This window comes from Stenotrophomonas sp. ZAC14A_NAIMI4_1 (assembly GCF_003086915.1).
GTDB lineage: Bacteria > Pseudomonadota > Gammaproteobacteria > Xanthomonadales > Xanthomonadaceae > Stenotrophomonas.
This window is the reverse complement of the sequence record NZ_CP026002.1, coordinates 4,300,816-4,324,351: the sequence shown is the minus strand read 5'-3', so window position 1 is coordinate 4,324,351 and position 23,536 is coordinate 4,300,816. Positions and strand designations below refer to the sequence as shown.

Sequence of the window (23,536 nt, the reverse complement as noted above, 5' to 3'; positions counted from 1 at the left end):
GGTAGATCCACGCCATGCGTGGATACGCGATCACACCGCTTTCGGTACGTCGTCCGGTTCGCGGGCCAGCAACGTGCCGACAAACAAGGCGGCCAGCAGCACGGTCACCCCGCCCCAGAACGCGGAATAGAACGCCAGGTGCGTGTTGAGCGGGAATACAGTGGCGGCCAGCGCCAGCATCGCCGGGCGTGCGCGCTCGCGTGCCGCCGGCGGTGCGAAGCGCCAGGCACGCCAGGCCTGGGCAACGGCAGCCAGCCACAGCAGCAGGCCGAGCACGCCGGTTTCGGCGAGGATTTCCAGCACGATCTGGTGCGCGTGCAGCGCCGGTTCGGCACCCCACACCGCCGGCCCCTGCTCGTCCACGCACTGCGGGTAGGCATCGCGGAAGCCGCGGGCGCCGACGCCGTTGATGGGGTGCCCGGCAATCATGCAGCCGGCCGCGCTCCAGATGCGGGCGCGCCCGGACAACGCCTGGTCGACGCCATCGGTGCCGCCATCCCAGGCCATCGCGGTACGCGTCACGCGCTCGCGCAGCTGCGGCACGCTGGCAGTCAACGCCGCCGACGCCAGCAGGCCGGCCAGCGCCAGCAGGCCCAATCGCTTCCAGCCGAGCTGGCGCACGCCGCTGTAGGCGACGATAACGGCGAAGGTGATCCAGGACGCGCGCGAACCCGCCAGCAGCAGCACGATGGCCAGCGCCGCGCCGGCCAGCAGCCAGCCCGGCGTACCGAAGCGGCGCGCGGCCGGCAGCAGCAGGAACGGCGAGAGGCTGGCCAGAACCTGGCCGAACTTGAGGTTGCACGGCCCCAGCGGACCGCTGAGGCGGTCGGCCAGCGCCATCTCCTCGGCCGGGCACAGCGCATGGCCGCTGACAGCCAGCTTGAGCTGCTGCAGCGACCAGAACCATGGGCTGGTGCCCGCCACCGCCTGTACCAGCGCATCCAGCGTCCACAGCGCGGTGATCAGCGCCAGGCCACCGAAGATCAGGCGCCGCCGCTGCGGCGTGGCCACGGCGATCGCCACCAGCCACATGAAAGGCAGGTAGCGCAGGCCGGCGGCGGCCTTGGTCCACGAGGCGGCGGGGTCGATCGCATCGAACGCCGAGAATGCCTGCGGCAGCCAGTAACCGAGGAACAGGATCGAGGTCAGTGCCCACGCGGCGGGCGTCAGCAGGTGCGGCCGGCGCTGCAGGCGGCGCATGACCATGCGCACCGCGGCGTACACCGCGCCGAGGCCGAGCACGGTTTCGGCGATGCCCGGCAACGGCCACAGGGCCACATAGGCCAGCACCCACCACGGCGCCCAGCGCCCGGCGCGCGCGTCACCCGCGATGGGGGCGGCGTCAGCCTGCAAGGTCGGCATAGAGACGGAGGGTGTCGCGCTGCATGGCCTGCAGGGTAAACGGGATACGGCTCGGCAAGGACGGCGGCTGTGCCAGCAGGGCCAGCGCACGTTCACCCAGCGCCTGGGCATCGCCCAGCGGCACCGCGCCGGCCGGCTGCAGCTGCTGCAGCAGTTCGCCCACGCCGCCATGGTCCCAGCCCAGCACCGGGCGTCCGACCGACAGCGCCTCGACCACGGTACGGCCGAAGGCTTCGGGCTTGTCCGACAGCTGCAGCACCAGATCGCTGGCCGCGTAGGCCTGGGCGATCCGTGCGGTCGGGGGCGTGATCTGCACCGCCCCGGCCACGCCCAGCGCGGCCGCCTGGCGGCGCAGCTCGGCTACGTAGGCTTCACGCCCGGGTTCATCGGTGCCCAGCATCCACAGCTGCGCCGGTACGCCGGCAGCGCGCACGCCGGCCAGCAGCTGCAGGGCATGCGCATGACCTTTCAGGCGGGTACCGCGGCCCGGCAGCAGCAGCAGCGGGCCGTCGACCTGGGCCAGCCAGGGGTACTCGGCAGCCAGCGCCAGCCGCGGCCGGCGGTCGGCACGGGCCACGCGCGGGAACTGGCTGGCATCGACGCCGCGCGGAATGACCTGCAGGGCCTGTTCCGGCACCGTCGGATAATGCTGGCGCACGTAGTCGCGCACCGTGCTGGACACGCAGATGACGCGCTCGCCGCTGGTCATGACCGCGCTGTAGCGGCTGGGCGAATTCAACCCATGCACGGTGGTCACCCAGTGCGGGCGCTGCGCGGCGGGCATCGCCCGGATCGCGTACAGGCCCAGCCACGCCGGCAGGCGCGATCGCGCGTGCACGATGTCCGCGCCGACCTCGGCGAACAACCGCCGCAGGGTGGGCAGGTGGCGCAGGGTCAGCAGCGATTTGCGGCCGATATCAAGGGTGAGGTGCTCGGCCCCGCTGTCCAGCAGCGGCTGCACCAGACGGCCACCGGCGGACACCACCAGCGCGCGATGGCCGGCGGCGGCCAGGGCCGCAGCGATTTCCAGGGTCGAGCGCTCGACGCCACCGGAGTGCAGCGCCGGCAGCAACTGCACCACGGTCAGTCGGCGCATCAACGGGCCTGCTTAGTCGGCCAGCACGAAGGTGGAACCGCAGTACGGGCACTGCGCTTCGCCATTGGGCTCGTCTTCGATCGGCAGGTACACGCGCGGATGCGAGTTCCACAGCGCCATTTCCGGGGTCGGGCAGCTCAGCGGCAGGTCGCTGCGGTGCACGGTGTAGCGCTTTTCGGCGTTGGCGGGCGCGGTGGCGGTATGGCTCATGGCGGGTGTCGATGAACGGATTGCGAGGCCTGCGATTCTAGCACCTTGGGGCGGCACCCCGGCCGCCCCCTGCCCTTTGCCCCCGCCGCAGGCGCCTGCCGGGGCCAGCCGCTGGCCGGCCCCGGGGTCCAGGCGCACCGGCTTACTGGAAGTCCAGCGACAGTTCCAGGAAGGCCGAACGGCCGAAGGCGTTGTAGATGCCCTGGTCGTAGTACGGCCAGTTGCCGTTGCTGCGGTCGATCGGCGGCATCTCGTCGGTCAGGTTGTTGACCGTCAGCAGCAGGCTGGCCAGATCGTTGATGCGGTAACCGACGGTGGCGTTCCAGGTGGTCCACGGGCCGATGTTGCGCTGCTCGCCGCGGCTGTCCCAGGAGGGTGCATTGCGTATGCCGAAGGCGCTGGCGGTGAACGGCCCGCGCTTCCAGTTCACCCCCAGCGTGGCGCGGTACTGCAGTTCGTTGGAATTGGCGCAGCACAACTGGTCGTAGACCGGGTCGCCTTCCTTGTCCTGGGTGGTGTGCTTGAGCGGCCGGTAGTAGCCGGCATTGACCGCAAAGTCACCCACCGACTGCGTGTTCCAGCGATAGTCCAGCGCCGCCTGCACGCCGTTCTGGCGCTGGCTGGCGATGTTGATCGGATAGGAGAACACCTTGTCCACGCCGTTCGGGTTGAGCGGATCGGTGGCCGGCTTGCGCTGCACCTGGCCCAGCACCTGCTGGCAGGTGGGCGACGTGATGTCGAACTGGGTCTGCCCGTTTTCCGAGACCCCCAGCCGGCAGTTGGCCTCGGTGTCGAGGATGCTGTCGGTACCGAGGATGCGCACTTCGTTCTCGATGACCACCGAGTTGTAGTCCACCGACATCGTCAGGGCGTTGTCCAGCGTCGACCACACCACGCCATAGGTGAAGGTGCGCGCGGTGATGTCCTTCAGGTCGCGGTTGCCGGTGCTGGAGGAGAGCACCGACAGGCCAGACTGGTCGCACTCGTCGAAATTGTCGGAGGTGTAGCCGGCCTGCCGGCATTGGTAGAGATCAGTGTTGGTGGTGTAGCCACTGCTTTCGCGCGAGAACAGGTAGAACATGTCCGGCGAGCGGAACGCGGTGGCATAGCTGCCGCGCAGCAGCAGCGATTCGATCGGCCGGTACTCCAGGCCCAGCTTCCAGGTGGCCTTGCCGTTGCCACCGCCGCCCTGCAGGGCGTACTTGTCGTAGCGGCCGGACAGGTTGGCGCTGAACGTATCGAAGATCGGCACCTGCAGTTCTGCACCCAGCGCGTACAGGTCACGCTGGCCCTGCGCCGACGTGCCGGCGGTCTGCCCGCGGAACAGCACGCCCGCATTCGGATCGGCCGACTGGTTGAAGAACTTCTCGCGCTGGCCCTGCGCGATCAGCGCGAAGCCGACGTCGCCGGCCGGCAGGGTGAACAGCGAGCGATCGGTCAGCAGCGCCGTCACTGCCGTGCGCGAGGCGCTGGAAGCAGCACGGTTGAGGCCGCTGAAGCTGTCGTACTGGTCACGGGTGATCGGCTGGTACAGGCGCGACAGGTCCGGCGCGTAGACCTCGTAGCCATCCTGCATGCCCAGCATCGGCCCCAGGTAGTAATCGTCCACGCCGTTCCGGGCGAGGAAGTCCGTGGATTTGCGGGTGACATCGGTGCTGGAGCGGTTGACGTAGACGTCGTAGTCGAAGCCACCGAGCACGCCGCGCACGCCGGCGGTGACATTCAGCGAGCGCGTGTAGACACGCTGGTCCTTGGCATCCAGGCCGACTTCCTCCGGCGCATAGATGCGCTGCCACTGTTCGTACTGGCCACTGGTCTGGTTGTAGAAGGTCTTGTTCCAGAACGGGCTGCCACCGCTGTAGGTCGGCCGGCCGAAGCCGAACAGGACGTCCGCGTACAGCTCGGTATCCGGGCTGACGTGGTAGCGCAGGAAGGTGGTGGCGTTGACGTCCTGGCTGGAGTTGTACAGCGAGGCGGTGCCGACGTTGTCGGGGGTGCCGCAGTAATAGCCACCGCCGGAAATATCACGGTGCGCGTACACGGTGCTGCCACCGAACAGGTCCGACAGGGGCGCGCAGGTGGCTGCGCCCGGATCGATGTAGGCATTGGGCCCCATGCGCATGCGCAGGAAGCTGCGCGACGAATCCTGCGGCCCGGTCGGGTTGTCGTTGACGCTGTCGATGCGGCTGCGGTCGAAGGCGTAGATCGCCTTCTGGTTGGTGTATTCCAGCCCGTAGCTGATATCGAGGTTGCCGAAGGTCTGGCCGCTGCTGGCGCTGAAGCGCTGGCTGGAACCACCGCCCTGGCTGTAGCCACCAACGCGGTAGCGCAGGTGGGTGCCTTCCACGCGGTCCTTCAGCACGATGTTGACCACGCCGGCAATGGCCGAGGAGCCGTACACCGACGACTGGCCACCGGTGAGCACGTCGATGCGCTCGACCATGCCCAGCGGGATGTTGGCGATGTCGGCGATGCTGGTGTTGCCGTTGTACGCCAGCGGGTAGCTGTTGATCGGCCGCCCGTTGATGAGGGTGAGGGTGTAGCTGGGATCCAGGCCGAACAGGCTGATGGTCTTGGCGCCCGGGGTGTAGAACCCGGTGCCCTGCGAATCCTGCACGGAACCATTCGACACCGGCAGCGAGCGCAGCGCGTCGAACACGGTGGTGAACCCCTGCGCCTGGATCTGCTCGGCGGTGATGGTGGTGACCGGCGAGGGGCCCTCCACCTGCGCGCGGGGGATGAGCGAGCCGGTGACCTTGACCGCATCCAGGTCGCGGGTGCGCGGCGGATCGGCGCCCTCCCCCTGCGGAGCGGACTGGGCCTGTACGGCAAGCGGCGACAACAGCAACGACGACATCAACAACGACAACAACCGGGGTTTCATCAAGCTCTCTCCAGAGGCGGATGACGGTCCAGCCGGTGGGGGGCGGACGGGAAGGTCGTGGATGGACGGCAGTGGCGGGTAACAGCGGGGCGGCAACAGCGCCGGCCCGGATCAGGACATGCGGGGCATTCCGGTACAGGGGGTGAGCTGCGCACTTTTAAATCGATCCAAGGTCACCTGTCAATAATTTGAAATGAAACGGTTTTGCCGGATTTGGATCGAACTAATTGCACTTGTCAGGGGGCAACGGGCTGAGGCAGGATCGGGACGATTCCGACCCTGACCCGATCGCATGGCCCGACCCCCACCGGACCGGCATCGCCCCTTTCCACTGCCCCCTGGGCGGCGGGCGCGATGCTGTCCGTGGTGCGTGCCGATGCGGGTTCTGCCTGCCGCCTGCCCTACCGGGAGACCCTGCATGACCCTGTCCGATCCGCGCCGCGCCCTGCTTCCGCTTGCCCTCGCCCTGGCCTGCGCCACTCCCGCCCTGCCCGCACTGGCGCAGGGCCTGCAGACCTCGTTCGAAGCGGGTGAGCCGGCACCGGCCAAGGCCGGCGGCACCCTGCAGGTGCAGATCGGCAACGGCCCGGCCGAGCCCTATGCCGCCAAGCCCAACGTCGGCTACAGCGGCCTGCGCGCCCTGCACTACCAGGCCGCCGGTGGCAGCGCGCGGCGCGAGCTGTTCAGCACCGACCTGGCCATCGATGCCGATACCACTCTGTCCTGGCTGGTGCTGCCGGAGATCGTCGGCAAGGACACCGTGGCCTCCACCCATGTCTCGCTGGACCTGCGCCTGGACGATGGCAGCCGCGTTTCCGCCAGCAGCGCGCGCGACCAGCACGGCATCGCGCTGGGCGCACACGCGCAGGGCGAATCGAAGACGCTGTACCCGCAGCAGTGGGCACGCAAGGCGGTGCGCCTGGGCGATGTGCCGGCGCTGCGCGGCCGCCGCGTGGTCGCCATCGAACTGGAGGTGGCCAGCGCCGACGGCGCGCCGGTGTCCGGCTGGATCGACGACGTGCGCCTGGATGCGCAGCCGCGCACCGTGCCGCAGCGGGTTTCGGACTGGGTGCTGACCACCCGCGGCACCCAGGCCAACGGCACCTTCTCGCGTGGCAACAACTTCCCGGCCACCGCGGTGCCGCACGGCTTCAACTTCTGGACCCCGGTGACCGATGCCGGTGCACTGAACTGGCTGTACCGCTGGAACGAGCAGAACGATGCGAAGAACCGCCCGCAGCTGCAGGCACTGGCACTGAGCCACCAGCCCAGCCCGTGGATGGGTGACCGCCAGACCTTCCAGGTGATGCCTTCGGCCAGCCGCGGCGTACCCGAGACCGACCGTGGCAAGCGCGCGCTGTCCTTCGACCGCAGCCATGAAAGCGCGCGGCCGTACCGCTATGACGTGCGCTTCGACAACGGCATCGCCGCCGCCATCGCGCCGACCGACCATGCCGCACTGTTCCACTTCGCCTTCCCCGAGGGCGGTGATGCCAACCTGCTGTTCGACAACGTCGATGCACGTGGCGGCCTGACCCTGGATGCAGCCACGCAGACCCTCAGCGGCTACACCGACACCCGCAGCGGGCTGTCCAATGGTGCGACCCGGATGTACGTGGTCGCCCGCTTCGACAAGCCATGGCGCAGCAGCGGCCGCATCGACACCGGCCGCCCCACCGGCTACATCAAGTTCGACGCCGGCAGCGACCGCCAGGTGACCATGCGCATCGCCACCTCGCTGATCTCGGTCGAGCAGGCGCGGCACAACCTGGACCTGGAAATCGCCGCCGCCGACACGCTCGACAGCGTGGCCGGCCGCGCGCAGGACGCCTGGGACGCACGCCTGGCCCGCTTCGACATCGGCAATGCCAGCGACGATGCCAAGACCACGCTGTATTCCAGCCTCTACCGCCTGTACCTGTACCCCAATTCCGGCCACGAGAATGCGGGCACCGCCGCCGCGCCCGACTGGCGCTATGCCAGCCAGGCCAGCGCCGAGGACAACAACACCGACGGCAGCGCCACCCGCAGCTTCGCGCCGGTGCGCGATGGCCAGGTGTACGTCAACAACGGCTTCTGGGACACCTTCCGCACCACGTGGCCGGCCTATGCGCTGTTCACCCCGGACGATGCCGGCAAGCTGGTGCAGGGCTTCATCGAGCAGTACCGCGCGGGCGGCTGGATCGCGCGCTGGTCCTCGCCGGGCTATGCGGACCTGATGGTCGGCACCAGCTCGGACGTGGCCTTCGCCGATGCCTGGCTGAAGGGCATCGGTGGCTTCGACCCGGCCGAGGCCTATGCCGCCGCGCTGAAGAACGCCACCGTGGTGCCGCCGGACCGCCATGTCGGCCGCAAGGGCATGGACCGTTCGACGTTCCGCGGCTACGCCAGCGCCGACGTGCATGAAGGCATGTCGTGGACGATGGAAGGCGCGTTGAACGACTTCGGCATCGCCAACATGGCCGAGGCCCTGGCCAAGCGTGCGACCAGCAAGGCCGCCCGCGAGCGCTACACCACCGAGGCCGAGTACTTCCGCTACCGCGCGGCCGGCTATTCGACCCTGTTCGACCCGGCCGCCGGTTTCTTCCAGGGCCGCAAGGCCGATGGCAGCTGGCGCCTGGATGCCAAGGCCTACGACCCGCGCGTGTGGGGCTACGACTACACCGAATCCAATGGCTGGACGTTCGCGTTCACCGCCGCGCACGACGGCGAAGGCCTGGCCGCGCTGTACGGCGGCCGCGACAAGCTGGCGGCCAAGCTGGACACCTTCTTCTCGACCCCGGAAACCGCCGACCCGGCGCTGGCCGGCTCCTACGGCGGCACCATCCACGAAATGACCGAGGCGCGTGATGTGCGCATGGGCATGTACGCGCACAGCAACCAGCCGGCGCACCACATCCCGTGGATGTACCTGTACGCCGGGCAGCCGTGGAAGACCCAGCAGCACGTGCGCGAGATCCTGTCGCGGCTGTATGTCGGCAGCGAGATCGGCCAGGGCTACCCGGGCGATGAAGACAACGGCGAGACCTCGGCCTGGTACGTGCTGGCCTCGCTGGGCCTGTACCCGCTGCGGATGGGCGCGCCGGAGTACGTGATCGGCTCGCCGGCGTTCGAGCACGCCCGGGTGGAACTGCAGGGCGGCGCGGTGCTGACCGTCAACGCGGCCAACAACTCGGCGCAGAACGTCTACGTGCAGTCGCTGAAGATCAACGGCAAGCCGTGGACGAAGACCTGGGTGCCGCACGAGGTGATCGCCAAGGGCGCGACGCTGGACTTCGTGATGGGCCCGCAGCCGTCGCGCTGGGGCAGCGGTGCCGACGATGTGCCGCGTTCGCTGACCGCGCCCGGCAAGCGCCCGCAGATGCTGCATGACCTGCTCGGCAACGGTGCCCGTGCGGCGCTGGCCGATGGCCGTGCCGTGCCGGCGCTGCTGGACGACGATGCGACCACGGCCGTGCCGCTGGGCGCCGGTGCCACCATTGCACTGAGCGCAGTGGGCGATGGCGCACCGACGATGTACACGCTGACCAGCGGCGACGGTGCGATCCGTGGCGGCAGCTGGACCCTGGAAGCGCGCAGCAATGGCGGCGCGTGGGTCGTGCTGGACGAACGCAGTGGCGAGACCTTCGACTCGCCCCGCCAGACCCGTCCGTTCCGCATCGCCACGCCTGCCCGGCATGCCGAGTACCGCCTGCGCCTCGGCGCGCCGGGACGCCTGGCCCTGGCCGAGATCGAACTGCTCGCCCCCGCTTCCACCCTGGCCCGTTGAGGAAACCGATGACTGCGTTCCGACTGCTGCTGTCCGCCACCGCCCTGTCTGCCGCCCTCGCCAGCATGCCTGCGCATGCCATGGAGACCACCGAGATGCGCCAGGGCGTGACCCTGCACTACACCGACGCCACCGACGCGCTGGATGCACCGATGCGCGCGCGCATCATCGAGACGTTCTTCTCGGCCTACCTGCGCGAGCGGGCGGATTTCCATCCGGCCGCGCCCAGCCGGGTCGGCATCGTCATCGACCCCGGCTACGACGGCGTGGCCTATGTGGGGGACAAGGAGAAAGCGGCCACCATCACCATCAACCCCGGCTGGCTGGCCAAACATCCGGCTGACCTGGATCTGGTGACGCACGAAGCAATGCACATCGTGCAGGGCTATCCCAGCTACGGCGACCAGCAGGTGCCGGGCTGGCTGGTGGAGGGCATCGCCGATTACGCGCGCGACCGCTACGGCATGGGCAATGCCGCCGCCGGCTGGGCGTTGCCGCAGAAGGTCGCCGCGGGCCAGACCGTGGAAAGCGGCTACCGGGTGACCGGCGCGTTCCTGAAGTGGGCCGAAGGCGGACATCCCGGCCTGGTGCTGGCGCTGGACAAGGCGCTGCGTGCCGGCCAGTACACCCCGGCGCTGTGGCAGACGCACACCGGCAAGGCACTGCCTGCGCTGTGGAGCGCGTACGCCGGTCCGCGCACGGATGCGCCGACGACGGCACCGGCTGGGCAAGGCAAGCGCTGACCGCAGGTAGCGCCGGGCCACGCCCGGCGGAATGCCTGATTGGCCGCGCTGCGCGCTCGCCGGGCATGGCCCGGCGCTACCCGATCCCTTTCCGCCAGGTGGAAACAGAAACGCGCCCCGTAGGGCGCGTTTCTGCTGCGGTCGCGGGAACGAGGGCTTACGCCTTCTTTTCCGCTTCCAGCTGCTTGCGGATCTGTGCATCGACGGCGGCGATCGCGGTCATGTTCAGCACGCGGCGCGAGGTCGCGCTGGTGGTGAGGATATGCACCGGCTTGTTCACGCCCATCAGGATCGGGCCAATCGCCACGCCGTCGGTGAACACGCGCACCAGGTTGTAGGCGATGTTGGCCGCTTCCAGGTTCGGCAGCACGAACAGGTTGGCACGGCCCTGCAGGGTCGAGCCCGGCAGCAGCTTCTGGCGCAGGGCTTCATCCCATGCGGTGTCGCCCTGCATTTCGCCGTCCACGTTCAGGCGCGGGTTGCGCTTGAGCAACATCTCGCGCACCTGGCGCATCTTCAGCGCGTCCTTCGAATCGTGGCTGCCGAAGTTGGAGTGCGACAGCAGCGCCACCTTCGGCTCGATGCCGAACAGCTTCATGCGGTAGGCCGCCTGCAGGGTCGCCTCGCACAGCTGCTCGGCGGTCGGGTCTTCCTGCACGTGGGTGTCCACGAAGAAGAACACGCCCTGCTGGTTGATCACGCCGGTCATGGCCGAGGTCGAGGTGACCTTCGATTCCAGCGGCAGCACGCTGCGCACGTAGCCCAGCTTCTTGTGGAAGCGGCCGACGATGCCGGTCAGCATCGCATCGGCTTCGCCACGGGCCACCATCACGGCGGCGATCAGGGTCGGGCGCGAACGCATCAGGTTCTTCGCCGCGGCCACGGTCACGCCGCGGCGGCCGGTCAGGCCGTGGTAGTACTGCCAGTATTCGTTGAAGCGCGGGTCGTCATTGATGTTGGTGACTTCAATGTTCTCGCCGACCTTCAGGCGCAGGCCGAGACGCTCGATGCGCGATTCGATGACGTCCGGGCGGCCGATCAGGATCGGGTGCGCCAGGCCTTCGTCGACCACGTTCTGCACTGCCTGCAGCACCACTTCTTCTTCGCCCTCGGCGTAGACCACGCGCTGCTTGTCGTTGCGCGCGCGGTCGTAGACCGGCTTCATCATCAGGCTGGTGCGGTAGACGAACTGGGCCAGCTTGTCGCGGTAGGCGCCCATGTCGGCGATCGGACGGGCGGCCACGCCCGAATCCATCGCGGCCTGGGCCACGGCGGCCGACAGCTCCACCAGCAGGCGGCGGTCGAACGGACGCGGGATCAGGTATTCACGGCCGAAGCTCGGGGTATCACCGCCATAGGCCGAGCCCATGTCGGTGGCCGCACGGCGGGCCAGCGCGGCGATGGCGCGCACGCAGGCGATCTTCATTTCCTCGTTGATCGCGGTGGCGCCGACGTCCAGCGCGCCGCGGAACAGGTACGGGAAGCACAGCACGTTGTTGACCTGGTTCGGGTAATCCGAACGGCCGGTGCCAATGATCGCGTCCGGACGGGCGACGCGCGCCAGTTCCGGCATGATTTCCGGGGTCGGGTTGGCCAGGGCGAAGATCACCGGATCCGGTGCCATCGTCTTGACCATCTCGGCGGTCAGGATGCCCGGGGCCGACAGGCCCAGGAAGATGTCAGCGCCGTCGACGATCTCGGCCAGGGTGCGCTTGTCGGTGTCGCGCGCATAGCGCTGCTTTTCCGGGTCAAGGTCGGTACGGCCGGTGTGGATGACACCCTCGCGGTCGAAGGCCAGGATGTTCTCCGGCTTCAGGCCCAGCTGCACCAGCATGTTCACGCAGGAAATGCCGGCGGCGCCCATGCCCGTGGTCGCCAGCTTCACTTCCTCGATCTTCTTGCCGGTGATGGCCATGGCGTTGAGCACCGCTGCGCCGACGATGATCGCCGTGCCGTGCTGGTCGTCATGGAACACCGGGATCTTCATGCGCTCGCGCAGCTTGCGCTCGACCACGAAGCATTCCGGGGCCTTGATGTCTTCAAGGTTGATGCCGCCGAAGGTCGGCTCCAGCGAGGCGATGATGTCGACCAGCTTGTCCGGGTCGGTCTCGTCCACTTCGATGTCGAACACATCGATGCCGGCGAACTTCTGGAACAGCACGCCCTTGCCTTCCATGACCGGCTTGCCGGCGAGCGCGCCGATGTTGCCCAGGCCCAGCACTGCGGTGCCGTTGGAAATGACCGCCACCAGGTTGCCGCGCGCGGTCAGCTCGCTGGCCTGCTGCGGGTCCGCCTTGATCGCTTCACAGGCGTACGCAACGCCCGGCGAATACGCCAGCGACAGGTCGCGCTGGGTCAGCATGGGCTTGGTTGCAGAGACCTTGATCTTGCCCGGCGGGGACATCCGGTGGTAATCGAGGGCGGCCTGTTTGAAATCTTCGTTGGACATCGACTTGGATTAATGAATGGGCAAGGGGGACAGGGGATGATACCCCCGTTGGAGGGCCTGGACCTGTCGCTATCCTGTCGCAACCATGCTGCGACCGCACAATTCCGTGCCGTATGCGACGGGTCCGGGGACCAGCTTCGGCGTTGCCCATGACAGCCATGGGTCGCCTTGAAACGTTGCGGGGCCGCGTCACTCACGTGACCGGCCCCGCGGTACCACACACCTGTGTCAGCCCTTGGCGGGCAGTGCGTCCGGCACGGCATCGACCGGCGGCGGCAGCTCGCTCTCGCGGCCGTCCAGCGCCAGCTTCAGGCGGTCACGGTCCAGCGCGCCTTCCCAGCGCGAGACCACCACCGTGGCCACCGCATTGCCGATGAAGTTGGTCAGCGAGCGGCATTCGCTCATGAAGCGGTCCACGCCGAGGATCAGCGCCATGCCGGCCACCGGCACTTCCGGCACCACGGCCAGGGTGGCGGCCAGGGTGATGAAGCCGGCACCGGTGACACCGGCCGCGCCCTTTGAGCTGAGCATGGCGACCAGCAGCAGGGCGATCTGGTGGCCCAGGGTCAGTTCGGTGTTGGTGGCCTGGGCGATGAACAGCGCCGCCAGGGTCATGTAGATGTTGGTGCCGTCCAGGTTGAACGAGTAGCCGGTGGGGACCACCAGGCCGACCACCGACTTGCTGCAGCCGGCGCGCTCCATCTTCTCCATCAGCGACGGCAGCGCCGATTCGGAGGACGAGGTGCCCAGCACCAGCAGCAGTTCGGCCTTCAGGTAGCGGGCCAGCTTGAACACCGAGAACCCGCACAGGCGGCAGACCACGCCCAGGATGACGGCCACGAACAGGAAGGCGGTGAGGTAGAACGAACCCACCAGCCAGGCCAGGTTGATCAGCGAGCCCACGCCATACTTGCCGATGGTGAAGGCGATGGCACCGAAGGCACCGATCGGGGCGGCCTTCATCAGGATGTGCACCAGCTTGAACACCGGGGCGACCAGCGCCTCCAGGAAGTTCACGATCGGCTTGCCCTTCTCACCCACCGAGGCCAGCGCGATGCCGAACAGCACGGCCACGAACAGCACCTGCAGGATGTTGCCATCGACGAAGGCGCTGATCAGCGTCTTCGGGATGACGTCCATCAGGAAGCCGACCAGGGTCAGGTCATGCGACTTCTCGACGTAGCTGTGGACCGCGGTCTGGTCCAGCTCGGCCGGGTTGATGTTCATGCCCGCGCCGGGCTGCACGACGTGCGCCACGATCATGCCCACGATCAGGGCCAGGGTGGAGAAGAACAGGAAGTACGCCATCGCCTTGGCGAAGACGCGGCCCACCGTGCGCAGGTGGGTCATGCCGGAGATGCCGGTGACGATGGTCAGGAAGATCACCGGCGCGATGATCATCTTCACCAGGTTGATGAAGGCATCGCCCAGCGGCTTCATCTTCTCGCCGATCAACGGCTCGTAGTGGCCGAGGACGGCGCCCAGGATGATCGCCACGATCACCTGGAAGTACAGCTGGCGGTAAAGCGGCAGCGGCTTGCTGGGCAGCGCCGGGGTGGTCGGGATGTGCATGGCGGACTCCGGAAGGGGAGAGTTCTGTCGCAACGGCCCCTGATGGCACAGGGACCGCCTCCGTGGATCTGGCCGCAGGCCCGGCACGGCGTGTGCGGAGGTGCGACCAATGGACGCCTTTGTACGCGCCGGGCACGCCAGCGCAGATAACCTATTGGTACTAGCCCCCCGGTTCAGGTGGCGCGGGTGCCTACACTGGCGCCGTACCGCCTGTCCCGGGCACGGCCGCCGGCCCGACCTGAACGATCGGGCGCCCCCCTGCGAAAGTTCCGGCCATTGCGGCCGTTGTTGTCCTGTCCACACGCATCCGAGAGAGAGAGCCGCACCACCATGCGCCCGATTCCGACCCTGCTGGCCCTGTCGCTGGCCACCCTGCCCGCCTTCGCTTCCGCCGCCGATTTCGACAACTGGCCGACCAAGTACGCTTTCAGCGACGGTACCGAGCTGGCTGCCACCGCCAACATCGCCTACGACTACAACGACTTTTCCTCGGCCAGCGGCATCGAAGACGATGACGCGGTGCGTCGCAAGGAATTCGGCGCGACCCTGAAGAAGAAGGGCGTGTACGACGCGATGGTCTATTACGATTTCCAGGCCGACACCTGGCTGGACGTGTTCGTGCGTTTCGAGAGCAAGGCCTTCTTCGGCCGTGACGTCGGCCGTTTCCGCTTCGGCTACATGAAGACCCCGGTCGGCCTGGATGCAAACACCTCCTCGCGCGCCGGCAGCTTCATGGAAACCGCGCTGCCCGTGCAGGCCTTCTACGCAGGCCGCCGCACCGGCGTGGAATGGGTGCTGGAACGCCCGCAGTACCTGCTGCAGGCCGGCGCTTACGGCGGCAAGGACCTGCAGGGTGACAACCCGGGCACCACCCAGGCCGTGCGCGCGGTCTGGACCCCGGTGAAGGCACCGGGCGATGTGGTCCACCTGGGCCTGGCCTATTCGCAGGAAAACCCGCGCGGCTACAGCGACGGCCGCGACGTGCACCATGAAGCCAGCGCCCGCCTGCGCGCGCGCCCGGAAGCCGGCCTGACCGACATCCGCCTGGTCGACTCCGGCGCCCTGGTCACCGCCGACCAGATCCGCCGCACCGGCCTGGAAGGCATCTGGATCCGCGGCCCGTTCTCGCTGCAGGCCGAAGCCCTGCAGGCGACGGTGACCCGCAAGGGCCTGCCCGACTACACCGGCAATGGCGAGTACGCCATGGCCAGCTGGGTGCTGACCGGCGAATCGCGCCCGTACAACGCCGGCGCGGTGGCCAACATCAAGCCGGCCCACAGCTACGGCGCGGTCGAACTGCTGGCCCGCTACAGCCGCCTGGACCTGGACGATGGCAGCATTCTCGGCGGCCGCCAGCACGACCTCACCGTGGGCGCCAACTGGTACCTGACCAGCCACTTCAAGTTCCAGGCGAACTACGTGAAGGTCGATGCCAGCCGCCGTGGCGTGCACAGCACCCCGGAAATCTTCGAACTGCGCGCGCAGATGCACTTCTGATCCCTTCCACGGACCAGAAACCGGCGGGCGTGCATGCCACGCCCGCCGGCCCTGCGTAGACTGCCGCCATGTACTGGCTCAGCCGCCACCGGATGCTGTTGCTGACCATCGCGGTGATGGTCGGTGGCACCGTGCTGTGCGCGATCGCCGCTGGCCACTTCGCCTGGCGGCGGGCACTGGCCGCTGAAAGCAACCAGGTGCAGCGCCAGCTGCAGCTGTACGGCCAGGGCCTGCAGCAGCGCATCGACCGCTTCGGCACCCTGCCGCAGGTGATGGCGCTGGACCCGGACCTGCTGCAGGCGCTGCGCGCGCCGTTGACACCGGCCGCAACGCAGCGCCTGAACCTCAAGCTGCAGCGCGCCAACCAGGTCACCCGCACCTCGACCCTCACCCTGGTCGGCCGCAATGGCGTGGCCGTGGCGGCCAGCAACTTCGACCAGCCCTCGACCAACGTCGGTGAGGACTACGCCTACCGCCCCTACTACCAGCAGGCACTTGCGCACGGCCGGGGCCGCTTCTACGGCATCGGCATGACCACCGGCGTGCCGGGCTACTTCATGTCCGAGGCGATCGTCGATGGCGATGGCCAGCGCATCGGCGTGATCGTCATCAAGATCGAGCTGTCCGCGCTGGAACAGGAATGGCTGGGCAGCCCCGACGTGGTACTGGCCAGCGACAACCATGACGTGGTGTTCCTGGCCAACCGCGATGAGTGGCGCTACCGCCTGCTGCGCCCGCTGGGCGCGGACGAGCGCCGCGAGATGCTCGACGCCCGCCAGTACGCCGACCGTTCGCTGCAGCCGCTGCGCGTGCGCACCGAGGACGTGCTGGCCGATGGCGGGCGCATGGTCCGCCTGCTCGACCCGGCCCTGCCGCAGGCGATGCTGTGGCAGACACTGCCGCTGCCCGACGAGGACTGGAGCCTGCACCTGCTGCACGATGCCGGCGGTGCGGCCAGCGCGGGCCGCGCCGCGGCGATGGCCGGTGCCGCCGTCTGGCTGGCACTGGGCTTCCTGGTGCTGTTCGTGCAGCAGCGCCGGCGCCTGTCGCGGCACCGCCAGCGCAGCCGCAGCGAGCTGGAAACCCTGCTCAAGCAGCACGCGCAGGAACTGCGCACCGCCCAGGATGGCCTGCTGCAGGCCGCCACCGATGCCGACAGTGGCCTCAGCCGCAGCCTGGAACACCTGCCGCAGGGCGTGGTCATCATCGACCGCGAACTGCGCCTGGTGGCATGGAACTCGCGCTACATCGAGCTGTTCCGCTTCCCGCAGGGGCTGGTCCGCGTGGGCCGGCCCATCGAGGAGCTGTTCCGCTTCAATGCCCGCCGCGGCCTGCTCGGTCCCGGCCCCATCGACGATGCCATCGAGCGCCGCCTGAACCACCTGCGCAGCGGCCGCCCGCACATGCGCGAAAGCGAGAAGGATGACGGCACGGTGCTGGAAATCCGCGGCAACCCCCTGCCCGACGGCGGCTTCGTCACCAGCTACGCGGACATCACCAGCTACAAGAACGCTGCGCGCGAACTGCGCTCGCTGGCCGATGCGCTGGAACACCGCGTGGCCGAGCGCACCCATGACCTGGACGAAGCACGCCGCGAAGCCGTGCAGGCCAACCGCTACAAGACCCGCTTCGTCGCCTCGGCGGTACACGACCTGCTGCAGCCGCTCAACGCCGCCCGCATGTTCGTCTCCGTGCTGCGCGCCCGCCTGAGCGGTGAAGCACGCGAACTGAGCGAGCACGTCGATGCCGCACTGGCCGCGCAGGACGCCATCCTCAACAGCCTGCTGGACATCTCGCGGCTGGAATCAGGCTCGCTGCAGACCCGCGTGCGCACGTTCGCGCTGTCGCCGCTGCTGGAAACCCTGGCCCGCGAGTTCGGCATCGCCGCACAGAGCCGCGGCCTGCAGCTGCACTGGGTCGACACGCGCGCCGTGGTGGTCAGCGATGAAGCACTGCTGCGCCGCATCCTGCAGAACTTCCTGTCCAACGCCCTGCGCTACACCCCGCGCGGGCGCGTGCTGATCGGCTGCCGCCGCGTGGGCGACCAGCTGCGCATCGAAGTGCACGATCAGGGCCCGGGCATTCCGGAAAGCCTGCAGGGCGAGATCTTCGAGGAATTCCGCCGCCTGAACGATGGCGTCGAACAGGAACGTGGCGCCGGCCTGGGCCTGGCCATCGTCGAACGCATCGGCCGCCTGCTCGGCCATCGCATCAGCCTGCGCTCCACCCTGGGCAAGGGCAGCGTGTTTGCGGTGAGCGTGGCGCTGGGCCATGCCGACGATGTGGCCGCGCCGGCACCGCCCCCCATGCTGGCGGCCGAACCGTCCGACGACAGCCCGCTGCGCCAGTGCCGGGTGTGGAGCATCGACGATGACCCGCGCGTGTGTGCGGCCACGCGTGCCCTGCTGGAGCGCTGGGGCTGCAACGTGGAGCTGGCCGATGGCCCGCAGGGCGCGCTGGAGATTGCCAGCGCACTGAACGTGCCGCAGTTGCTGCTGCTGGACGTGCGCATGGGCCAGTGGCACGGCCCGGATCTGTACGAGGCGTTGTGCACGCTGTGGCAGGCACGGCCGCCGGTGATCCTGGTGACTGCCGAGCGCGATGATGCGCTGAAGGCCCATGCTGCCGAGCAGGGCTGGGGCTTCCTGCCCAAGCCGGTGCGACCGCCGGCGCTGCGCGCGCTGATGACGCAGATGCTGTTGCGGCATCGCGGATAACGGAAATTGACGTTGCTCGTTGTAGAGCCGAGCCCACGCTCGGCTGCGTTGGCTACAATCGGCAGCCCTCCCTGAGCCAGGACGACCGACAATGCCGAAATCCCCGAAGGCGGACGTTCCCGTTGATCTGTTTGCCGCCGCGGGCGCTGCCAACGCACCGGCAACGGCTGCGTTTCTTGCTGCAGGCGCGGATGTACACGCAGTGGATGCCTTTGGCTTCACCGCGCTGGAAAGGGCTGCATCCAGCCAGGACTGTGCGCCGATGGAAGACACCCTCGCGACCCTGCGCCTGCTGATCGATGCCGGCAGCCCGCTGGAGCACGTCGGCGCTGGCGGTCGCACCGCGTTGTATCTGGCGGCAGAGTTCTCGCCTGACGGTCCCGAGGCAGTGCAGCTGCTGATTGATGCCGGCGCACGGCCGGATGTCTGCGATGGACACGGCAACCACATCGTGGAGAACGCCTGGTCTGCGCGGGTGAAGGCCTTGCTGTCCGCGCTGACCGGCCACGCCATTCCCGAGGTCATCGTGCGCAAGCCGGACCGGAAGATGTCTGCCGCTGCATGGAAACTGGCCCGGGCAAAGATCGATGCGGCGTTCGCCGTTCTGGAATCGGCTGGGATCGTCACCACCGGCGGCTGCGGCGATACCCGCGACGACGCTGCCGACGACACCAACGAGCTGTTCTGGCAACGCGGCGGCACGGACGCGGGCCTGAAAGGGTTCTGCTTCTATTCCGGCGATGACATGAAGCGCGCCAAGCGCACCAGCGATCTTTCCATTGGCTTCTGGGGCCCGCCCGACAGCGCTGCCATGGAGCGGATCGGCCAGGCCATCGTCGATGCCTTCGCCAGCGTGGGCCTGCCTGCCGAGTGGGACGGCACCGACCGCATGCGCCCCAGCATCGATCTGCGTTCCCTCAGTGCGTGACAGGAATCAGCCGAGCATGGGCTCGGCGCTACACGGGTCAGTTGACCCGGGGATCCTGCAGCGGCAGGTCAAGCTCGGGATGGGCCAGGGTCCAGTCGCGGTCGTATTCCATCTGGAACTCCCATTGCCGCAGCTGCACGGGTGCAGCGAGCAGCTGCTGCAGGCGGTCATTCGCCTGTTCGGGATCATCTACCCGATACAGCAGCACGCGTTCGCCACGGGCGGTGATGCGCGCGAGGAAAACGGCATTGCCGTCCGCGCCAACGCTTGATTCGAGGTGGCGTTCCAGGCGCGTGACCACCTCCAGTTCCTCCGCGGTGGGCATGCCGTTGTCACCCAACCCGCTGCAGGCGATGCCGATCCGCAGGTGCCAGGGGAACGCGTCGCGATCTGCAAAGTTCCGCAGCGCCGTGTTGACCACCACCACCGCTGGATCGTCGCCGAAGGCCGTGTCGACAAGGGCGTAGAACGGTGCCGGGATCACCCGCATCGGTCAGATTCCGCCTGCGTCGCCTTCCGGCTCCAGTGCCTTCACCAGCACTGCGGCCTGGGTACGGCTGTGGCACTCGAGCTTCTTCAGGATGGCGGTCACGTGCACCTTCACCGTGTTCTCGGCCAGGCCCAGTTCGTAGGCGATCTGCTTGTTGAGCAGGCCATCGGCCAGGCACAGCAGCACGCGGAACTGCTGCGGGGTGAGCTGGGCCAACCGCGCGGCCAGCAGCGCATCGGACTCGCTGCGCTCCGGTGCCATCGCCGGGAACCACAGGCTGCCGTCGAGCACGGCCTGTACCGCCTGGCCGATGGTTTCGGCCGGGGCGGACTTGGGGATGAAGCCGGCCGCGCCGAACTGCTGGGCACGGCGGATCACCCGCGGGTGGTCGTTGGAGGAAAGGATCACCACCGGGATGTCCGGATGCGAGCCACGCACGTGCAGCAGCGCGGAGAAACCGTGCGCGCCGGGCATGGTCAGGTCCAGCAGCACCAGGTCCACCTCGGGCTGGGCGTCGAGGGCTTCGGCCAGGGCATCGGCGCTGGCCACCTCGCGCACCTGCGCCAGCGGCAGGCTCTGCCGCAGCGACTGCACCACCGCCGAACGCAGCAGCGGGTGGTCATCGGCGATCAGGATGGTGTATTCGCTCATGGCGCCATTGTACGTGCAGGTCGGCGGGTCAGCGCCCGGCCGGCTCCACGCTGCTGCGCCAGGCATCGAGGAACTGCCGCCGCTTCAGCGCGTCCAGGTACACCAGCAGCCCCGGGCCGAGCTGGATCGGGCGGCGGCTGCGGCCCGGTGCGTCGTCGCTGCGCGCATTGCCGGTGACGATCGGCATCAACCGCGCCTCGCGTGAAAGCACCTGCTGGCCACGCGGCGACAGCAGGTAATCGAGGAAACGCCGCGCCTCCTCCGGGTGCGGCCCGGTACGCGGAATCACCGCCGTGCGCAGCACCACCAGGGTGTAGTCCTCCGGCTCGATGATGGCCAGCGGCGCACCGCCATCGATGCGTGCCTGTGCGTACGAACCCAGCACGTTGTACACCAGCGACAGTTCGCCACTGGCGACCTTGTCCAGCAGCACGCCGGTACGCTCCTCGCGCAGTACCGCATTGTCGCCCAGCGCGCCCAGCAGCGCACCGGCGATGCTGCCGCGCTGCGCGTCCTGGGTAGCCAGCAGGTAACCCACGCTGCTGCGCTCGATATCGTAGGTGCCGACCCTGCCGCGCAGCGGCGTACCCTCGGCGCGCAGCAGGTCCAGCAGCTGGCGGCGCGTATGCGGGGCCCGCGCGGCGGGCAGCCGGCGGGTGTTGTAGACCATCACCACCGGCTCGTAGCTGATGCCGAACGCCTCGCTGCGCCACTGCGCCCAGGCTGGCAGCGCGGCGGTCTGCGCCGAGCGGTGCGGCAGCGCGTGGCCGTCGTTCACCAGCTTGGTCTGCAGGTCCATGCCGCTGGAAATCAGCAGGTCCGGCGAGTCCGGCCCGGCCCGGTCGTGCAGGTAACGCGCGTACAGGTCCTGGGTGATGATGTCCTCGTACACCACTTCGGTGCCGGGGTGCAGGCGCTGGTAATCGGCGATGACCACGGCGAACACCTCGATGTCGGTGCTGCCGTGGATGCGCAGCTGCGCGGTGGCCGGGCCCTGCGCAGCGAAGCGGCGTACATCGCCCGGTGCGGCCACGGCGGGCACGGCCAGCAGCAGGGCGAAGGCGGCGACGATCAGGCGGATCATGGGCTGCTCCGGGGCAGGCGGATGGTGGCGACCAGGCCGCCCTGCGGGCGGTTGCTCAGGTCGATGTGGCCGCCATGGCTGTCGACCACGCGCTTGACGATGGCCAGGCCCAGGCCGGCGCCACCGGCGGGCGCGCCCTCGCCGCGGGCGAAGCGCTCGAACACGCGCCCGGCATCGGCCGCGGCAATGCCGGCGCCATGGTCGGCAATGGTCAGCACGGCCTGCCCGCCTTCCACGGTCAGCGCAATCTGCAGCGCACCGTCGCCGCCGTACTTCAGCGCGTTATCGACCAGGTTCTTGATCGCCTCGCGCAGCAGCAGCGCATCACCATGCACCTGCACCGGCTCGGCGGTCATCGCCAGCTGCACGCGCGGCGCAGGCCCCGCCTGTGGCAATGCTTCATGCAGGGCCTGGTGCACGGTCTCGGCAAGGTCCACCGCAGCAAACCGCTGCAGGTTCGAACGGTGGATCACGCTGGCATCGCTGAGCAGCTGGTTGAGCAGGCGGCTCATGTGGGTGGCATTGCGCTCGATGGCCTGCAGGCTGCGCCGCATGTCATCCGGGTCGTCGTCGTCCAGTGCCAGCTGCGCCTGCGCACGCAGCGCGGCCAGCGGCGTGCGCATCTGGTGGGCGGCCTCGGCCATGAACGCACGCAGCGTCTCGTTGCTGCTGGACAGGCGTTCCATGAAGCGGTTCAGTGCGGCCACCATCTGGTCCATCTCGCGCGGCACGCGCGCATCCAGCGGCTTCAGGTCGGACGGTTCGCGGCGCGACAGCTCGCGTTCCACCCGCACCAGCGGCCGGAACGCGCGGTGCACGCCGAAGGCGACCAGGGCCAGCAGAAACAGCGACAGCACGCCGATGGCCAGCAGCGCGCGGTTGACCATGTCCTGCGCCAGCGCCTCGCGCGCACGGCGGGTCTGCCCGACCTGCACCTGCACCTCACCCTGTGCGGACGCTGCGGCGAAGCTGCGGCTGACCACCACGAAGCGCACGGTCTCGCCGCTGTAGCCTGCGTCGAACAGCTGCGGCTGCGTGCCGGGCCGGCGCGGCGGCGCGGGCAGATCGCCGTAGCCGGTGATGAGGTTGCCGCGGCTGTCGGCCACCCGGTAGAACACGCGGTCTTCCGGTGCCATCGCCAGCAGGTCCAGCGCGGCGTACGGCAGGTCCACCTGCCACTGGCCATCGACCAGCGCCACCGAATCGGCGATGGACAGGGCCGAGGACACCAGCAGGTGGTCGTAGGAACGGTTGGCGGCGCGCTGGCCGTAGTCGCGCGCGGCAAACAGCAGGGCCACCGCGAATACCGCCAGCAATGTGCCGAGGTACAGCAGCAGGGTGCGCCGCAGCGATCCTGGCGCGGCCGCTGCGCTGCGTGCCTCAGCCATCGCCGTCACTGCTGCCGTCGCCGGCTTCTTCCAGCAGGTAGCCGACGCCACGCACGGTGGTGATGCGCAGCGGTGCACCGGCCAGCTTCTTTCTCAGCCGCCCCACATACAGCTCGATGGCGTTCGGCCCCGCCTCGTCGTCGAAGCCGAACAGGCCATTGCCGATCTCGTCCTTGCCGACCACTTGGCCCAGGCGGCCGACCAGGATTTCCAGCAGGCGGTATTCGCGGTTGGGCAGCTCGATCGGCTCGCCATCGACGCTGACGCGGTGCGCAGCGTTGTCGAACTGGAAGCCGCCCACCTGCACCACTTCGCTGGCCTGGCCGCGCGCACGGCGCAGCAGCACGCGGCAGCGCGCTTCGAATTCGCGGAAGTCGAAGGGCTTCCCGAGGTAATCGTCTGCACCGACATCCAATGCCTGCACGCGATCCTCGATGCCATCGCGCGCGGTCAGCATCAGCACAGGCGTGCTGTCGCCGCGCTCGCGCATGCCGGCCAGCACGCGCAGGCCATCCAGCTTGGGCAGGCCGATATCCAGCACCACCAGGTCGAAGCTCTGGTAGCGCAGCACGCTGGCGGCGGCCAGGCCGTCGGCCTGCCAATCCACTGCGTGCCCGCTGCGGCGCATGCGGCGGATGATGGCATCGGCCAGATCCGGATTGTCTTCGACCAGCAGCAGGCGCATCGGCAGGCAAC

The 23,536-nt window shown here is 68.7% G+C and carries 16 protein-coding genes; 5 read left to right on the top strand and 11 right to left on the bottom strand.

Translation table 11 applies throughout. The features are described from left to right. Positions 1-30: 30 nt before the first annotated feature. From C1926_RS19770 to C1926_RS19755, 4 genes are all read right to left on the bottom strand, one after another. Positions 31-1,362 carry an O-antigen ligase family protein gene (locus C1926_RS19770; RefSeq protein WP_108760384.1) on the bottom strand — a complete coding sequence of 444 codons (1,332 nt, stop codon included), beginning with the start codon at positions 1,360-1,362 and terminating at the stop codon, positions 31-33. Then, a complete protein-coding gene (locus C1926_RS19765; RefSeq protein WP_108760383.1) occupies positions 1,343-2,458 on the bottom strand; it encodes a glycosyltransferase in 1,116 nt (371 codons plus the stop codon). The genes C1926_RS19770 and C1926_RS19765 overlap by 20 nt, the downstream gene beginning before the upstream one ends. 12 nt (positions 2,459-2,470) lie before the next feature. Beyond that, positions 2,471-2,668: a zinc-finger domain-containing protein gene (locus C1926_RS19760; protein ID WP_079223205.1), complete on the bottom strand. Its 198-nt coding sequence runs from the start codon at positions 2,666-2,668 to the stop codon at positions 2,471-2,473. A 142-nt stretch (positions 2,669-2,810) separates the two neighbouring features. Then, the gene (locus C1926_RS19755) at positions 2,811-5,552 is read right to left on the bottom strand and encodes a TonB-dependent receptor (protein ID WP_108760382.1); all 2,742 of its coding nucleotides are present in this window, start codon (positions 5,550-5,552) and stop codon (positions 2,811-2,813) included. Positions 5,553-5,970: 418 nt separating this feature from the next. On the opposite strand from C1926_RS19755, the gene C1926_RS19750 reads away from it, so the two are divergent. Beyond that, positions 5,971-9,321 (top strand): GH92 family glycosyl hydrolase, encoded by a 3,351-nt coding sequence (locus C1926_RS19750; RefSeq protein ID WP_108760381.1) that lies wholly within the window; start codon positions 5,971-5,973, stop codon positions 9,319-9,321. 65 nt (positions 9,322-9,386) lie between these two features. Then, entirely contained in the window at positions 9,387-10,064 is a 678-nt protein-coding gene (locus C1926_RS19745) for a basic secretory family protein (RefSeq protein WP_254057425.1), read from the top strand. A 157-nt stretch (positions 10,065-10,221) separates the two neighbouring features. On the opposite strand, the gene C1926_RS19740 is transcribed toward C1926_RS19745, so the two are convergent. Both C1926_RS19740 and C1926_RS19735 read right to left on the bottom strand, forming a co-directional pair. Further along, a complete protein-coding gene (locus C1926_RS19740) occupies positions 10,222-12,513 on the bottom strand; it encodes an NADP-dependent malic enzyme (protein ID WP_108760379.1) in 2,292 nt (763 codons plus the stop codon). 228 nt (positions 12,514-12,741) lie between these two features. After that, a complete protein-coding gene (locus tag C1926_RS19735) occupies positions 12,742-14,085 on the bottom strand; it encodes a dicarboxylate/amino acid:cation symporter (protein ID WP_108760378.1) in 1,344 nt (447 codons plus the stop codon). A gap of 330 nt (positions 14,086-14,415) precedes the next feature. On the opposite strand from C1926_RS19735, the gene C1926_RS19730 reads away from it, so the two are divergent. The 3 genes from C1926_RS19730 to C1926_RS19720 all read left to right on the top strand — a co-directional run bounded on the left by C1926_RS19730 (position 14,416) and on the right by C1926_RS19720 (position 19,227). After that, positions 14,416-15,582 (top strand): porin, encoded by a 1,167-nt coding sequence (locus C1926_RS19730; protein WP_108760377.1) that lies wholly within the window; start codon positions 14,416-14,418, stop codon positions 15,580-15,582. Positions 15,583-15,650: 68 nt separating this feature from the next. Continuing rightward, on the top strand, positions 15,651-18,299 hold the full coding sequence (locus tag C1926_RS19725) for a PAS-domain containing protein (protein WP_108760376.1): 2,649 nt from the start codon (positions 15,651-15,653) through the stop codon (positions 18,297-18,299). Between the two features lie 91 nt (positions 18,300-18,390). Further along, a complete protein-coding gene (locus C1926_RS19720) occupies positions 18,391-19,227 on the top strand; it encodes an ankyrin repeat domain-containing protein (RefSeq protein ID WP_108760375.1) in 837 nt (278 codons plus the stop codon). A gap of 37 nt (positions 19,228-19,264) precedes the next feature. Here the strand turns inward: C1926_RS19720 and C1926_RS19715 are convergent, their stop codons facing one another. The 5 genes from C1926_RS19715 to C1926_RS19695 are packed head-to-tail and all read right to left on the bottom strand — an operon-like array spanning position 19,265 to position 23,525. Next, the gene (locus C1926_RS19715) at positions 19,265-19,717 is read right to left on the bottom strand and encodes a DUF695 domain-containing protein (protein WP_108760374.1); all 453 of its coding nucleotides are present in this window, start codon (positions 19,715-19,717) and stop codon (positions 19,265-19,267) included. Positions 19,718-19,720: 3 nt separating this feature from the next. Next, the gene (locus C1926_RS19710; protein WP_079223223.1) at positions 19,721-20,368 is read right to left on the bottom strand and encodes a response regulator transcription factor; all 648 of its coding nucleotides are present in this window, start codon (positions 20,366-20,368) and stop codon (positions 19,721-19,723) included. A 28-nt stretch (positions 20,369-20,396) separates the two neighbouring features. Beyond that, positions 20,397-21,452 carry an ABC transporter substrate-binding protein gene (locus tag C1926_RS19705; RefSeq protein WP_108747330.1) on the bottom strand — a complete coding sequence of 352 codons (1,056 nt, stop codon included), beginning with the start codon at positions 21,450-21,452 and terminating at the stop codon, positions 20,397-20,399. Beyond that, positions 21,449-22,840, bottom strand: coding sequence for a sensor histidine kinase (locus C1926_RS19700; RefSeq protein ID WP_108760373.1), 1,392 nt, complete (start codon positions 22,838-22,840; stop codon positions 21,449-21,451). Before C1926_RS19700 ends, C1926_RS19705 begins: the two co-directional genes overlap by 4 nt. After that, positions 22,833-23,525 carry a response regulator transcription factor gene (locus C1926_RS19695; protein ID WP_079223228.1) on the bottom strand — a complete coding sequence of 231 codons (693 nt, stop codon included), beginning with the start codon at positions 23,523-23,525 and terminating at the stop codon, positions 22,833-22,835. The genes C1926_RS19700 and C1926_RS19695 overlap by 8 nt, the downstream gene beginning before the upstream one ends. Positions 23,526-23,536: the final 11 nt, after the last annotated feature.